Annotated in this window: 14 protein-coding genes; 7 read left to right on the top strand and 7 right to left on the bottom strand. The window is 61.9% G+C overall.

Going from position 1 to position 14,468, the window contains the following annotated elements:
* Positions 1–174: 174 nt before the first annotated feature.
* The 4 genes from NA647_RS00955 to NA647_RS00940 form a co-directional block, all read right to left on the bottom strand.
* A complete protein-coding gene (locus NA647_RS00955) occupies positions 175–759 on the bottom strand; it encodes a YajG family lipoprotein (protein WP_256056004.1) in 585 nt (194 codons plus the stop codon).
* A gap of 147 nt (positions 760–906) precedes the next feature.
* Entirely contained in the window at positions 907–1,077 is a 171-nt protein-coding gene (locus NA647_RS00950; protein ID WP_256056003.1) for a hypothetical protein, read from the bottom strand.
* 109 nt (positions 1,078–1,186) lie between these two features.
* Entirely contained in the window at positions 1,187–2,698 is a 1,512-nt protein-coding gene (gene mqo, locus NA647_RS00945) for a malate dehydrogenase (quinone) (protein WP_336604941.1), read from the bottom strand.
* 312 nt (positions 2,699–3,010) lie between these two features.
* On the bottom strand, positions 3,011–3,298 hold the full coding sequence (locus NA647_RS00940) for a PA4642 family protein (RefSeq protein WP_256056002.1): 288 nt from the start codon (positions 3,296–3,298) through the stop codon (positions 3,011–3,013).
* A 194-nt stretch (positions 3,299–3,492) separates the two neighbouring features.
* On the opposite strand from NA647_RS00940, the gene dauA reads away from it, so the two are divergent.
* A complete protein-coding gene (dauA, locus tag NA647_RS00935) occupies positions 3,493–5,211 on the top strand; it encodes a C4-dicarboxylic acid transporter DauA (RefSeq protein WP_256056001.1) in 1,719 nt (572 codons plus the stop codon).
* A 65-nt stretch (positions 5,212–5,276) separates the two neighbouring features.
* Here dauA and NA647_RS00930 read toward each other — a convergent pair whose 3' ends face one another.
* On the bottom strand, positions 5,277–6,188 hold the full coding sequence (locus tag NA647_RS00930; RefSeq protein ID WP_256049673.1) for an SDR family oxidoreductase: 912 nt from the start codon (positions 6,186–6,188) through the stop codon (positions 5,277–5,279).
* 977 nt (positions 6,189–7,165) lie between these two features.
* Here NA647_RS00930 and NA647_RS00925 point away from each other — a divergent pair.
* The 4 genes from NA647_RS00925 to NA647_RS00910 all read left to right on the top strand — a co-directional run bounded on the left by NA647_RS00925 (position 7,166) and on the right by NA647_RS00910 (position 10,821).
* A complete protein-coding gene (locus NA647_RS00925) occupies positions 7,166–7,648 on the top strand; it encodes a DUF2726 domain-containing protein (RefSeq protein WP_256056000.1) in 483 nt (160 codons plus the stop codon).
* A gap of 201 nt (positions 7,649–7,849) precedes the next feature.
* Entirely contained in the window at positions 7,850–8,872 is a 1,023-nt protein-coding gene (locus tag NA647_RS00920) for a DUF5924 family protein (protein ID WP_256055999.1), read from the top strand.
* Between the two features lie 64 nt (positions 8,873–8,936).
* Positions 8,937–9,470 carry an MgtC/SapB family protein gene (locus tag NA647_RS00915; RefSeq protein WP_256055998.1) on the top strand — a complete coding sequence of 178 codons (534 nt, stop codon included), beginning with the start codon at positions 8,937–8,939 and terminating at the stop codon, positions 9,468–9,470.
* Positions 9,471–9,540: 70 nt separating this feature from the next.
* Complete coding sequence (locus tag NA647_RS00910) at positions 9,541–10,821, top strand: PQQ-dependent sugar dehydrogenase (RefSeq protein WP_423836454.1); 1,281 nt, start codon at positions 9,541–9,543, stop codon at positions 10,819–10,821.
* Between the two features lie 6 nt (positions 10,822–10,827).
* On the opposite strand, the gene sfsA is transcribed toward NA647_RS00910, so the two are convergent.
* Positions 10,828–11,535, bottom strand: coding sequence for a DNA/RNA nuclease SfsA (gene sfsA, locus NA647_RS00905; RefSeq protein ID WP_256055996.1), 708 nt, complete (start codon positions 11,533–11,535; stop codon positions 10,828–10,830).
* Entirely contained in the window at positions 11,535–12,707 is a 1,173-nt protein-coding gene (locus NA647_RS00900; RefSeq protein WP_256055995.1) for a pyridoxal phosphate-dependent aminotransferase, read from the bottom strand. Before NA647_RS00900 ends, sfsA begins: the two co-directional genes overlap by 1 nt.
* A 193-nt stretch (positions 12,708–12,900) precedes the next feature.
* On the opposite strand from NA647_RS00900, the gene dksA reads away from it, so the two are divergent.
* Both dksA and gluQRS read left to right on the top strand, forming a co-directional pair.
* Complete coding sequence (gene dksA / locus NA647_RS00895; protein ID WP_131650762.1) at positions 12,901–13,344, top strand: RNA polymerase-binding protein DksA; 444 nt, start codon at positions 12,901–12,903, stop codon at positions 13,342–13,344.
* A gap of 91 nt (positions 13,345–13,435) precedes the next feature.
* Positions 13,436–14,338, top strand: a complete 903-nt coding sequence (gene gluQRS, locus NA647_RS00890) for a tRNA glutamyl-Q(34) synthetase GluQRS (RefSeq protein WP_256055994.1) — start codon at positions 13,436–13,438, stop codon at positions 14,336–14,338.
* Positions 14,339–14,468: the final 130 nt, after the last annotated feature.

Genomic DNA, 14,468 nt, shown 5'->3' with positions numbered 1-14,468 from the left:
TGCACCGGACACGGGCCTTTTCCGTTCCGGCCACAGACACAGCGAACAGCCACCTCGCCAGCACCAGCTGGCTTCTCACAGAAGCGATGGCTCGCCATTCCCAGCTGCTCGGATGGAAACAAAAAGCCCGCATCGAGATGCGGGCTTTTCGTCTGAACAAGTGTGCCGGCGTGGTTACTGAGCCAGTACCTGACCGATGCTCTGGTCACGGAATGCGCGGCTCAGCGCATCACTCAACACTTCGCTGACCAGCTTGGTGTTGGTCTGCTCGTTCGGCGCCATACCGAAGCGCTGGTTCAGCGAAGCGCCATAACGACCGGTATAGCGACGACCGCCGTTCTGCACCTCGACACGGAGCGTTGCGCCGATGGTGGCCTCGGTGACGTAGAGCCCTTCCTTCGGCGACTGGTATTTCAGCTCGGCCAGGGTCAGGGTCAGCTGCGGGGCATTGTAGGCATTAGGCGACGGCGTGAAGCCAAGCAGGCGAACCGCCGCTTCGACCTGAGCCTGCAGCTTGGGTATGACTTTTTCCTTCGGCACGATCACGGCGCTGGTTTCCGGGTACAGGCCACCACGCGTGCCCAGCGTTGGAGACGAACGACCATCCACCACCCGCACCGAGACCGGCTGTCCCTGGCCGACAGGATTGATGGTGCCGGTGATTTTCGGTGTCGGATCGAGCTGTTGCGGGCTGTGTGCGCAACCGGTCAGTAGCAGTGCCGACGCGGCGGCCACACTGAACAACAGGCGTTTCAGCATGCTGTCTTCTCCAGAGTAGGGATGAATGGCGCGCAGTATAACCAGCGCCGTAACTGTCTGACAGCGGATGCGCTAAAGACCCGTCCAGGTCTGGCATCGTTCCGTTCATCGAACGGTAACGCCCATGTGCGATAACGCGCCCAGCCCTCAGAGACCTACATGCCGCTGTTGACTGCTCTGTTCCGGCGCCCGGCCAGGCGCCATTACGTCTTGCTCGATGATCAGCACCGCTGCCGCATGCTGTTGACGGCCATCGAGCGTCCGCACGGCGGCGGCTGGATAGAAGTTGACGAAATCGCCCTCGGGATGATTGGCCAACCGCTGCCGCCTGACGCACTTCCGGCCCGCTGAGTTACCAGCATCCATTCAGAAATAAAAAAGCCGCGCTGCTCGTAACGCAGCGCGGCTTCGGGTAACGCCGAATCTGTCAGTCAGCTAGACCCAGTCGCTTGTCGACGATGGCGGTGACTTCACGATACGCCGCCGCATCGTCCTGCAGCACCTTTTCACGGGCAGGGAAGATTTCGCCGAGCTTGCGGCTCCAGGCTTCGCTCTGCGCCTGCTCAGGGAAGCAGCGCTCGATCAAGTCGAGCATGATCGACACCGTGACCGAAGCACCAGGCGATGCACCCAGCAGCGCGGCGATCGAACCATCTTTGGCGGAGACCAGTTCGGTGCCGAACTGCAGAATGCCGCCCTTCTTCGGGTCTTTCTTGATGATTTGCACGCGCTGGCCGGCCACTTCCAGGCGCCAGTCCCCGGCCTTGGCTTCGGGGTAGAAACCTCGCAGGGTTTCCAGACGATCCTCCATGGACTGCCGCACTTCCTTTATCAGATAGCGGGTCAGGTCCATGTTGTCGCGCGCGACGGCCAGCATCGGCTTGAGGTTGCCTGGACGGATCGACATCGGCAGGTCGAGCGGCGATCCATACTTGAGGAACTTGGTGGTGAAGCCGGCGTAAGGTCCGAACAGCAGCGACTTCTTGCCGTCCACGACGCGGGTATCCAGATGCGGAACGGACATTGGCGGCGCACCGACGGCGGCCAGGCTGTAGACCTTGGCCTGGTGCTGCTTGACGATTTCCGGGTTGTCACAGCGCAGCCACTGGCCGCTGACCGGAAAGCCGCCGTAGCCCTTGCCTTCCTCGATACCGGACAACTGCAACAGCGGCAGCGCCGCACCGCCCGCGCCCAGGAACACGAAGCCTGTATCGATCTCGCGGCTGCTGCCGTCGCGGGTGTTCTTGATCTCCACGCGCCAGCCCTTGCCGTTGCGCTCCAGGCCGGTGACCTTCTGGAAATAGGACATCTTCACGCCGGGCTTGCTCTCGAGATACACCAGCATTTGCCGGGTCAGCTCACCGAAGTTGACATCGGTACCGTTCAGCGCACGGGTGGCGGCGATCGGCTCGTCGCTTGGACGCCCTGGCATCATCAGCGGCATCCACTCTTCCATCGTGGCGCGGTCTTCGGTGTAGACCATGTTCTCGAAAGCGTGGTGGGTTTTCATCGCATCGAAGCGACGCTTGAGATAGTCGATATTCTTTTCGCCGCGAACGAAGCTCAGATGCGGCACGACATTGAGGAAGTCTCTGGGACTGCCGAAGCCTTCGCGACCCGTCAGGTAAGCCCAGAACTGCTTGGAGACCTCAAACTGGGCATTGATGGTGACGGCCTTCTTGATATCGATCGAGCCGTCTTTACTGTCCGGGGTGTAGTTCAGCTCACACAACCCGGCGTGGCCGGTGCCAGCATTGTTCCAGGGATTCGAGCTCTCGACGGCCCCGGACTCCTGCAGTTCGACGATCTCCAGCTTGATGTTGGGATCGAGTTCCTTGAGCAGTACTGCCAGAGTCGCACTCATGATGCCGGCTCCCACCAGCACCAAGTCCACGGCTTCGCTATCGTGTTGCGTCATTAACGCGTTCTCCAGAATCACAGCATTAAACTGTCACGACCGCAGTACGCCATCGTGTAGAACCACCAGCCAGGCGGCTAGAAACGGAGGAAGGTTTCCATGCCACTGCTCGGGCTTGTGCCCGAAGACCGGCACCCAAAGATGTCGGTCCGCTGTCAGGAGAACGGCTTATGGCCTTCTCCCCCTCGCTTCGAAGCATCCCGGAGCGAGGCGACCGGGGCCAGGGCTCTACGGGATACATGCAGCGAGAAAAAAACGTTTTTGGCTGCCGCTTGCTCAGCCGGGGTCAAGGATGTTGCCTGCTTCGACGGACGCGCCCTCAAAGCCTCTGTATCAGCCGCGGGCGGCCTTGATCAGTTCGATATAAGGCTCGGCCTGGCGCTGATCAGCGATCAGAGCAACGAAGTCCTGCCCCTTGGCATCCTTCGCATTCAGATCGAAGCCCGCTTCGACAAAGAAGCCCAGGAAACGCTCGAAATCAGCGACTCGCAATCCACGGTAGGCCTTGATCAGTTTGTACAAGGACGCCGGGGTTTCATCAGCCGGTTCCGGTTCAAGAAACAACTTGATCGCTTCGTCGCTGATCTCTTCGCCGATCACCTGTTTCTTTTCTTTGCGCATGCGTTCTCCGGTTCGACGGGCCTTACGGGGGCCGCAGTTTACTCCGCGAGGCGAGCGCACTCAACGCGCCAGGGATGCTTGCGACCAAGGTCGTACATGAAAATCCTCGATTTGGCGCCGATGTCGCCGTCCGGCAGCCCATCTGTCGAGCGCGGCGCTTATACTTGGCGCTTTGCGCACAGGACGTGGCCACCATGAACGTTCCGCCGTTATTCGCTGCCTGGCGTCAGGCCCTTCGGTCGGGCTACGGTGGCGCCGCGCTACGCGGTGACCTCATTGCCGGGCTGACGGTTGGGATCATCGCCATCCCTCTGGCCATGGCGCTAGCGATTGCCGTGGGCGTTGCGCCACAGCATGGCCTGTATACCGTGTTGATTGCCGCGCCGCTGATCGCGTTGACAGGTGGCTCGCGCTTCAACGTGTCCGGGCCGACCGCTGCTTTCGTGGTGATTCTGCTGCCGATTACCCAACAGTTCGGCCTCGGCGGCTTGCTGCTCTGCACCATGCTTGCCGGGCTCATCCTGATCGTCCTCGGGCTGCTACGCGCAGGCAAGTTGATTCCGTTCGTGCCCTACCCGGTCATTCTGGGTTTCACTGCGGGCATCGGTGTCGTTATCGCGACCCTGCAACTCAAAGACATCCTTGGGTTGACGATTACCGAACAACCCCACCACTACGTCGAACAACTGGGCATGCTGGCTCGCGCTCTGCCCAGCGCACAGCCGGGCGATGCATTGGTCGCCGCGTTGTGCCTGTCGATATTGATCGTCTGGCCGCGCTTGGTGCCGAAGGTGCCCGGCCATCTGGTCGCGCTGATCGTCGGTGCGCTGGCGGGAATGGCGCTGGAATCGTCCGGCTTGGCCGTGGCCACACTGGGTGAGCGTTTCAGCTACACGGTCGATGGCGTCGCGCATCCCGGCATACCACCGCTGCTTCCGGATTTCGCCTGGCCCTGGCTGCTGCCCGGCCCGGACGGGCAACCGCTAACCCTGAGCTTCGAGCTGTTTCATCAATTACTGGCGCCCGCTTTCGCCATCGCCATGCTGGGAGCCATCGAATCGCTGCTCTGCGCCGTGGTTGCCGACGGCATGACCGGCACCAACCACGACCCGAACGCCGAGCTACTGGGCCAGGGTCTCGGCAATCTGGTCGCGCCCCTGTTCGGCGGCATCACGGCCACCGCAGCCATCGCTCGCAGCGCCACCAACGTGCGAGCTGGCGCTTTCTCGCCGCTGGCGGCGATCATTCATGCGGGCGTGGTGCTGGTGGCAATCCTCTGGCTGGCGCCGCTGTTCAGCTACCTGCCGATGGCGGCACTGGCGGCATTGCTGCTAATGGTGGCGTGGAACATGAGCGAAGCGCCGCATGTGGTCAAGACACTACGCATCGCGCCGCGCAGCGACGTGCTGGTCTTGCTGACCTGCCTGATCCTGACGGTGCTGTTCGACATGGTATTGGCGGTGGGCGTCGGCTTGTTGCTGGCCGCCGGGCTGTTCATCAAGAGGATGAGCGAGCTGACCGATACCACCAGCCTGCGCAACGGCCGGAACCAGCTGCTCCAAGATCTACCCGAGCACGTTGCCGCCTATGCGATTTGCGGCCCGCTGTTCTTTGGCGCTGCGGAAAAGGCATTGAGCGTATTGCGACGTTTCAATCCGGACGTGCAGATCGTGATCGTGGATATCAGCGGCGTGCCGATGCTCGACATGACCGCTCTGGCGGCGCTGGAAAACGTGTTGTTGGACTATCGCAAGCAGGGCATTGCGCTGATTCTCTGCGGCAGCAATGCCCGGGTGAGGTTCAAGCTACGTCGCGCCGGCATTCGTCGGCTCGAAGGGCATCTGTACTACGTACGTGATCTCGCCCAGGCTCGAGCGAAGGCGTTGCGCCTGCTGCCGGCTAAAGCAGGCTGACCCGTTCAAGTCCGGCGGTAGGCTCAGGGCGCGTTTGCGCGCTGAGCCCAGGTACCGCGCGGCAGCTAGCCGGCATACTTCTGCAGATTGGCCATCATTTCCTTCAACGCTGCCAGGTTGTCAGCCGGGTGCGCGGCATTCTCGAAATCGCAGATCTGCTGCCAGTTGGCCGCGACGTCTTCGGCATCGAAGCCCGCCTTCGGATCGAAACCGACGCCCAGGCTGCGCTCCCAACGCACCTTGCCCATCCAGCCACCGCCCACTTCGAACAAACCAGATGTCTCCTGGCATTGCTCGCTGGCCAGATACACCACCAGCGGGCTGACCAGTTCAGGCTTGAGCTGCTCGAAGACCTGAGGAGGAATCAGGCCCTCGGTCATCCGCGTGCCGCCGGTAGGCGCGATGGCGTTGACCAGAATGTTGTTCTTGCGTCCTTCCAGTGCCAGGGTGCGTGTCAGGCCGTAGAGACCCAACTTGGCCATGCCGTAGTTGGATTGGCCGAAATTGCCGTAGATACCGGACGTGGACGCGGTAAAGATCACCCGACCATAACCCTGCTCACGCATGTGCGGCCAGGCGGCGCGGGTGACTTTGTAGGCGCCCTCGACGTGCACTTTGTAGACCAGATCCCAGTCAGCGTCTTCCATCTTGTGGAAGGTCTTGTCGCGCAAGATGCCGGCGTTGTTCACCACCACATCGATGCGCCCGAAGTTATCAAGCGCATGCTGGACGATCTTCTCGCCGTCGGTCACCGAGTCGTGATTGGCGACGGCCGTACCGCCAGCCTGACGGATTTCCTCGACCACGCGATCGGCAGCCGAGCTATTGGCGCCTTCGCCCTGAGCGCTGCCACCGAGATCGTTGACCACCACCTTGGCACCATGACGAGCGAACAGCAGTGCATGGGCGCGACCGAGACCGCCACCAGCGCCGGTCACGATCACCACCTTGTCTTCGAAGCGGATGGCTTCAGTCATTCGAAATTCCTCCAGCAGATTGTTATTGGATGACGTTGCAAAGGTGCCGCGAGTGTCGACGAGGCGAGTACGGCTCACAATCAAACGGCCGTGAATGAATGCCCCGGCATAACGCTGCGGGATGATAGCGAGGTCGGTCCCGGCTCGAATGATCGAGCGCAACGCTGGCTATTTTTTGTACGACCGTCTGCAAGCGAGCCGCAACGGGCTCGGGCGGCTCATCTCCCCACCTTATCCACAGAACGCCCCACAGCTATTCGGGATAAGTGCAAAACTCCATTTCCGTGTCATTTTTTTGCCTCAACTCGGCCTGTTGATGGCGCATTTTCAAAGACTTACATGTTCCCAAGACAAACTTGGATAAAAAGTAACCAGCCAGCGCAACGCCGCTATCGGCGCGGTACCTAGAAAGGCACGAAGAGCTTATCCACAGATCGCTGCACAGCAGACGGGGATAACTGTAAGCACCGCGAGAGGCTATCGTAGCCATACCTAGAAACTAAGAGCGACCAACGATTCAGAGCGATAACCTTCTTTCAAATTTCACAAGGACCGCGACCATGCCCAACTTCGACTTCTTTCAGACGCTTTTTGCCAATTACGCCTCGGCAGCCGCTGGCAGTTGCGCTGGCGAACCGGTCGTTTAACCGACCCGCTTGCCACCATTCGCTATTTCAAACCCATGGCGGATGAAAAACGAACAATGTCCCGCAGCCCAGCAATATCGGCGCTTCGATAGCGTTTACTAGGGCTTATCCACAAGCCTCTCCACAGTAACCGGGGATAACCATCTAGCTTTCAAGCAGGGACCACACACCCCACCCAAGCCCCGCACAGCTGAAACACGATCATCACCGAACGAACTCGCCTGCATCCGCTCGCTCCAATGTTCGAATTCACAACTTGAGCTGGAGTATCCGTATGCTTGTCCGTTCTGTTGCGGCAACCCAGGCGCGCGCGCAATCGCCGGGGGCGAAATGACTGGATTCATAGGACTGGTACTGGTGGCATTTGCCTGTTTCGTCCTGGTCTTCTTCATCAAGCAGCGACAATACAGGCATCCTGCGCTGCGCATGCCCTACCAGCTGAAACGCCCGTTCTTTCAGCCAAGCGAAACTGAACTGCTGGCGCTACTACAGCAAGCGGCAAACGACTATCTGATTCTCAGCAAGGTGCGGGTCGCCGACGTGATCGAGGTGACGGCGATACCACGGCGAGCCCCTTGGTATCAGGCAGTCAATCGGATTTCGGCGGCGCGCTTCGACTTTCTTCTGTGCGACCGGGAGACGCTGGAGCCTCGCTGCGCGATCGAGATGGAGCAGGCAACCGAAGCCAATGCCTTCCTCGACGAACTCAGCCAGACCGTCGGTCTGCCGCTGGTACGCCTGTCGCCGGAAACGGCACGTTCCTATACGGATGTACGGGCTGCGATCGTTCAGGCCACCGCGGACCGTCAGTAGTCAGCTATCCATGCTGCCCGACTTCAGCACGCTTGAACGGACAAGGGAGCCAATTCCTATTCGGTAACGGATAATCGCAACCTGCAAACGCATATCGCATCCGCGTGCGTCGCGATTAATCAGACGACTAGCTTGCACAGGCTCCCCAGCCTCCAGCCGGCCCCAACAGTCACAGAAGGCACCGCTTAGCGTGAAACCTAGATGCTGCTGAAATCCCGCCTTGCCGGCCTTTTCAATCTGGCCTCGCGCCTGATTCTTCGCTATCCGGGCGTCGTCGCGCTGTTCGGATTCTGCTCGGGCGTCGCCAGTTTCGTTCTGGTGGAGCGCCATGCCGGGCTGGCGAAGGTAATCGCGGCGGTGATGCTGGCCAGCTGGCTCTGGCTGATGCTGGAAAACAGCCTGCGACGCGGCGTGGAGCGCCGGTTCGGCTGGAAGGTCCCGCCTCCGCTGCTGCGTTACGTCACGCAAATGGTGCATCAGGAAAGCCTGTTCTTCATCATTCCGTTCTTCTTCATCACCACGACCTGGAACAGCGGCCAGTCCGTGTTCACGGTGATGCTGGGAGTCGCCGCGCTGGTCTCGCTGATCGACCCGCTGTACTACAAATGGCTGGCGCCGCGCCGCTGGATCTACCTGGCCTTCCATGCGCTGACGTTATTCGCGGTCCTGCTGACGGCACTACCGATCATCTTTCACCTGTCCACGCCGCAGAGCTATCTGTGTTCTCTGGCCATTGCCGTGTTGCTGGCATTGCCCAGCCTTCTCAGCTTCTTCCCCGAATGGAACTGGAAAAGCCTGATTGCCATCCCGTTGCTTGCGCTCAGCGTCGGGCTAGCGGGCTGGATGGGCCGCACCTGGGTCCCACCAGCGACGCTGTGGCTGACCGATGTCGCCGTGACCATGAGCATCGACGACGCCTCGCGCAAACCTGGTAACCGCTTGCGCCAGCTTTCCAGCCGGGAGCTCCATGCCAATGGTCTTTATGCCTTTACCGCAATCAACGCACCGCGCGGCCTGAAAGAGCGCATCTATCATGTCTGGGAGCACAACGGCCGGCGCGTCGACCGCATTCCCCTGGACATAAGCGGGGGACGCGAGGCGGGTTATCGCGCCTGGACCCACAAGCGCAACTTCCCGAGTAAGCCGGAGGGCCGCTGGCGCGTGCGGGTCCTGACCGAAGCCGGGCAAATGATCGGCATGCTGCGCTTCGACGTCACGCAGTGAACCGCCATGCCGGTCCCGACTCGAAATCAGACACACACCATCGCGGAGCCAGGCGGAGGCATGCATGGAATGGTGGGAAATCCTGACCCGTACCGTTGCATCGGAATTCTCCGACATCCCTGATCTGGAGCATCTGATTCGTGTGTCGATGCGCCTGCTCCTGGCAGCGGCGCTCGGCGGCATTCTGGGGTATGAACGGGAATACAAGGGCAAGGCGGCGGGCCTGCGAACGCACATGCTGGTGGCGCTCGGCGCTGCGCTGTTCGTGCTGGTGCCGCTCGAGGCAGGCATGCCGCTCGAGGACTTGTCGCGAGTGATGCAGGGCATCATCACGGGGATCGGCTTTCTCGGCGCCGGCACCATTCTCAAGGGCAATTCGCAACAAGACGTCAAAGGCCTGACCACGGCGGCTGGCATCTGGCTGACCGCCACCATCGGTGTCGCCGCCGGGCTCGGCCACGAGGCCACGGCAGTACTCACGACCGGCTTCGCGCTGGTGATCTTTCTGCTCATGCCGCGGATGGAGCAACACGCCAGCAAGGCGGCCGACAACGATCACGATGAAAAACAGGGCCGCGACCGCGATTCACATCCTTGAAGCGACATCGCCATCGAGCCAGGAGCCACCCATGCCAAACCGCTACACCTATCTGGTCACCGCCTCCGTGATGCTCGGCCTCGCCGGCTGTGGCGATACCGCGACCGTTCCGGTGGACACTGGTTACGGGCCGGAGCCGACCCTTCCGCAGCTGCGAGAGTCCCTGATACCCACCGTCAACATCGCCAAGGCCACCGGCTGGCCCGACGGAGCGAAGCCGCAAGCGGCGCCCGGTCTGCAGGTGGAAGCCTTCGCGCGGGATCTCGATCATCCGCGCTGGCTCTACGTCCTGCCCAACGGTGACGTGCTGGTAGCCGAAAGCGACGCACCGCCAAAGCCGGAAGGCAACAAAGGTCTGCGCGGCTGGGTCATGAAAAAGGTCATGGCCCGGGCCGGCTCCGGTGGCCAGAGCGCCAATCGCATCACCCTGCTGCGCGATGCCGACGGCGATGGCGCACCGGAAGAACGTACGGCTTTTCTCGAAGGGCTGAATTCACCGTTCGGCATGGCGCTGGTGGGCGATCAGCTCTACGTGGCCAATACCGATGCACTGGTGCGCTATCCCTATGAAGAAGGCACCACCCGCATCGACAGCGAAGGCGAGAAGGTCGTCGACCTGCCCGCCGGGCCGATCAACCATCACTGGACAAAGAACGTAATCGCCAGCCAGGACGGTTCGCGCCTTTATGTCACCAGCGGCTCCAACAGCAATGTCGCGGAAAACGGGATCGAGGCCGAGGAAAACCGCGCCGCCATTCTCGAAGTCGATCCGCAGCACAAAACCCTGCGCCTATTCGCTTCGGGCCTGCGCAACCCCAATGGGCTGGCCTGGCAGCCGGACAGCGGAGAACTCTGGACCACGGTCAACGAGCGCGACGAGATCGGCAGCGACTTGGTGCCCGACTACATGACCTCGGTGCGCGACGGCGGCTTCTACGGCTGGCCCTACAGCTACTTCGGCCAGCACGTCGACGCGCGCGCCGAGCCACCACGACCGGATCTGGTGGCAAAAGCCATCGTTCCCGATTACGCCTTGGGCGCCCATACCTCCTCGATGGGGCTGGCCTTCTATGAAGGCTCCCTGCTGCCGGAGCGCTACCGGCACGGCGCTTTCATCGGCCAGCATGGCTCTTGGAATCGCAAGCCACGCAGTGGCTACAAAGTCGTCTTCGTGCCGTTCAAGGATGGCAAGCCGGACGGCGCGACCGAGGACATTCTCACCGGCTTTCTCAGCGCCAGCGAGGAAGCCATGGGCCGCCCGGTGGGTGTCGCCGTCGATAAGGCCGGCGCGCTGCTGATAGCCGATGACGTCGGCAATATCATCTGGCGCGTGACGCCAAACGATGACTGAGAGGACTCATAGAACCACCGGCAGCCGGCGAGACAGGCGAATCTCCTCGGGCGACAGCTCGACGCCGTAGGCCAGCACCTCGACGCCGGCCGCCACGGCATCGCGCAACGCGGCGGCATACAGCGGGTCGATTTCGCTCGCCGGACGCACCGCCTCGATGCCCGACAGGTTCACGCAATACAGCTGCACGGCGCGTATACCATCACGCGCCAGCGCCGCCAGCTCGCGCAGATGGCGTGCGCCGCGAGTGGTCACCGCATCGGGGAAAGCCGCCACCGCATTGTCACAGAAGCCCAGCGTCACGCTCTTGACCTCGACGAACGCCGGTCCCGACGGATACTCCAGACGAAAGTCCACCCGACTGTTTTCCGTACCGTAGGCAACTTCCCGCTTGAGCACGGTAAAGCCCGCCAGTTCCTCGATCCACCCGGCCAGCAACGCCTCTTCCACCAGGCGATTGGCGCGCGCCGTGTTCACGCAGGCCAGCCGCCCCTGCGGCGTTTCTACCAGTTCCCAGGTACCCGGCAGCTTGCGTTTCGGGTCGATGCTGCGCTGAAACCAGACGCGCGCGCCCTCACCCATGCAGTTGAGCATCGAGCCGGTGTTGGGGCAATGAATGCACAGATGCTCGCCGGCATCTGTGACGATGTCGGCGAGAAAACGTTTATAGCGCCGCACCAGCCGGCCCGTTTCCAACGGCGTAGCGAAGCGCATCAGCCTTGCCAGCTCTGCAGGCCCCGGGCGATACGCTCGACCGCCGTTTCCAGCTGCGGCAGATCCTGGGTATAGGCGAAACGCACATGATGCCCGGCCTGATGGCGGCCGAAATCGAGACCCGGCGTGATCGCCACGAACTCGGTTTCCAGCATGTGCCGGCAGAACGCGAAGGCATCGCCGCCAAACGCGCTGATATCGGCATATAGATAGAATGCGCCCTCGGGCTCCACGGCGATGCCGAAACCCAGCTCACGTAGGGCCGGCAGCAAGAAGTCGCGGCGCTTGGCGAACTCGGCGCGGCGCGCTTCGAGGATTTCCAGCGTGGCCGGCTCGAAACAGGCCAGCGCCGCATGCTGAGCCATGGTCGGTGCGCTGATGTAGAGGTTCTGCGCCAGCTTCTCCAGCTCGGGCACGGCCGCCTCCGGCGCCACCAGCCAGCCCAGACGCCAGCCGGTCATGCCGAAATACTTGGAAAAGCTGTTGAGCACGAAAGCCTCGTCATCCACCTCCAACACGCTGGTCGCGTCGGTGCCGTAAGTCAGGCCATGGTAGATCTCGTCCACCACCAGATGTCCGCCCCGCGCCTTCAGCGCTGCGGAAAGACCCGTCAGTTCGTCCCGGTTGAGCAAGGTTCCGGTGGGATTGGCCGGTGAGGCGACCAGGGCGCCAACGCTATCCTGGTCCCAATGGCGCTCGACCAGATCAGGCGTCAGCTGGTAGCGGACATCGGCACCCACCGGAACCAGTTGCGCGGCGCCTTCGACCAGGCGCAGGAAATGCCGATTGCAGGGGTAGCCAGGATCGGCCAGCAGCCAATGTTTACCCGGGTCGACCAACAAGCTGCTGGCGAGCAACAACGCACCCGACCCGCCGGGAGTAATCAGCACGCGTTCGGGGTCAATAGACAGTTGATAGCGCTGCTCGTAGAAATCGGCAATCGCCTCGCGCAGCTGTGGCAGCCCTCGGGCAGCGGTATAACGCGTATGTCCGGCCGCCAGGGCAGCCTGCCCGGCCGCGACAATGGGTGCCGCAGTCGTGAAATCCGGCTCGCCGATTTCCAGGTGGATGACATCACGGCCCAGCGCCTGCAACTCGTTGGCTCGCGCCAGCAATGCCATGACATGAAAGGGTTCGATTGCACGACTACGCGCGCTATATGACGAGGTCATCTGACCGTCCTGAAGAGTACAAAACGTGAATTCTACCGAAGGTCCCTCTGACGCCGCAGCCACCGTGATATTCGGGAGTAGCGCACCCCGATACGATCTGGTAAGTTCGCCCGCTTGCAGCCGCAGGGCCGGCACGGGCCGGCAGAGGGATTTCATTATCCTGCGCAATGGACATAGCGAGAGGCGTTCATCCATGCCCATTACCAAAACAACACCCAACAACCAATTGATTCGCGCCTTCGTGCCCTACAAGGAATCCAAGGGTGAGGAGTACATGAGCGACGACATGCGCGCTCACTTCACCGGCATCCTCAACAAGTGGAAGCAGGAGCTGATGGAGGAAGTCGATCGCACCGTGCACCACATGCAGGACGAAGCGGCCAACTTCCCCGACCCAGCCGATCGCGCCAGTCAGGAAGAAGAGTTCAGCCTGGAGCTGCGCGCCCGCGATCGTGAGCGCAAGCTGATCAAGAAGATCGACGAGACGCTGCAGTTGATCGAAGACAACGAATACGGCTGGTGCGACTCCTGCGGCGTCGAGATCGGCATCCGCCGTCTGGAAGCCCGCCCTACTGCCACGCTGTGCATCGATTGCAAGACGCTGGCGGAAATCAAGGAAAAGCAGATCGGTTCCTGATCCTGAACGGGGCGCTTCGGCGCCCCGCTTAATTTCCACCTCGCGCGTCTGCGCAGTATCCGCCTCGCTGATCCACCACCCGAGCCGGCCCATGCTTTCTCCCCTGCCCTCGACATCCAACTACATTGGACGCTTCGCCCCGACACCCAGCGGCTACCTGCACTTCGGCTCGCTGATTGCCGCACTCGCCTCCTACCTTGATGCCCGCGCCTTGGGCGGCCGCTGGCTGCTGCGCATGGAAGACCTCGATCCGCCACGGGAAATGCCCGGCGCGCAGGCTGCCATCGTGCAGGCGCTGGACGCCTATGGTTTCGAGTGGGACGGTCCCATGCAGCGCCAGAGCGGACGCCACGCGGTGTATGAGGAAACGGTCGAGCGTCTACTGCACGAGGGCCTGGCCTACCCGTGCACCTGCTCGCGCAAGCAGCTCGAAGCCTATCCAGGTCCCTATCCCGGCTTCTGCCGCGACGCACGCCAGCCCTTGGAAAACGCGGCGATCCGCCTGCGCGTGCCGACCCTGGAATACCGCTTCACCGACCACGTCCAGGGCGAATTCGCCCAACATCTGAGCCGCGAGGTCGGCGACTTCGTCATCCGTCGCCGCGACGGCCTGATCGCCTATCAGCTAGCCGTGGTACTGGATGACGCCTGGCAAGGCGTGACCGACGTGGTCCGCGGGGCCGACCTGCTCGATTCCACGCCGCGCCAGCTTTACCTTCAAGAACTGCTCGGCCTGCCGCAGCCGCGCTATCTGCATGTGCCGCTGATCATCCAGCCGGACGGGCACAAACTGGGCAAAAGCTACCGCTCACCGCCCCTGCAACCCGAGCAAGCCACCCCGCTGCTGCTCCGCGCATTGCGCGCCCTCGGCCAACCGACCGCCCCGGAACTGAACGACGCCATGCCCAGCGAAGTTCTCGCATGGGCGGTCCCGCGCTGGGATGCCGGCCTCATCCCGCGCACTCTGACGCTGGCCGAAGCGCAATTGGCCTAAAGCTGGAAGCTGGAAGCTGGAAGCTGGAAGCTGGAAGCTGGAAGCTGGAAGCTGGAAGCTGGAAGCTGGAAGCTGGAAGCCAACGTGAGGGCTAAGCCGGAACCCCGCAAGCTTTTTGCTCTTACTTCAA

Origin of the sequence: Stutzerimonas stutzeri (genome assembly GCF_024448985.1) — a bacterium.
Classification (GTDB): domain Bacteria; phylum Pseudomonadota; class Gammaproteobacteria; order Pseudomonadales; family Pseudomonadaceae; genus Stutzerimonas; species Stutzerimonas stutzeri_AP.
Note: the sequence above shows the minus strand (reverse complement) of the source record. Positions and strands in the feature narration are given on the sequence as shown.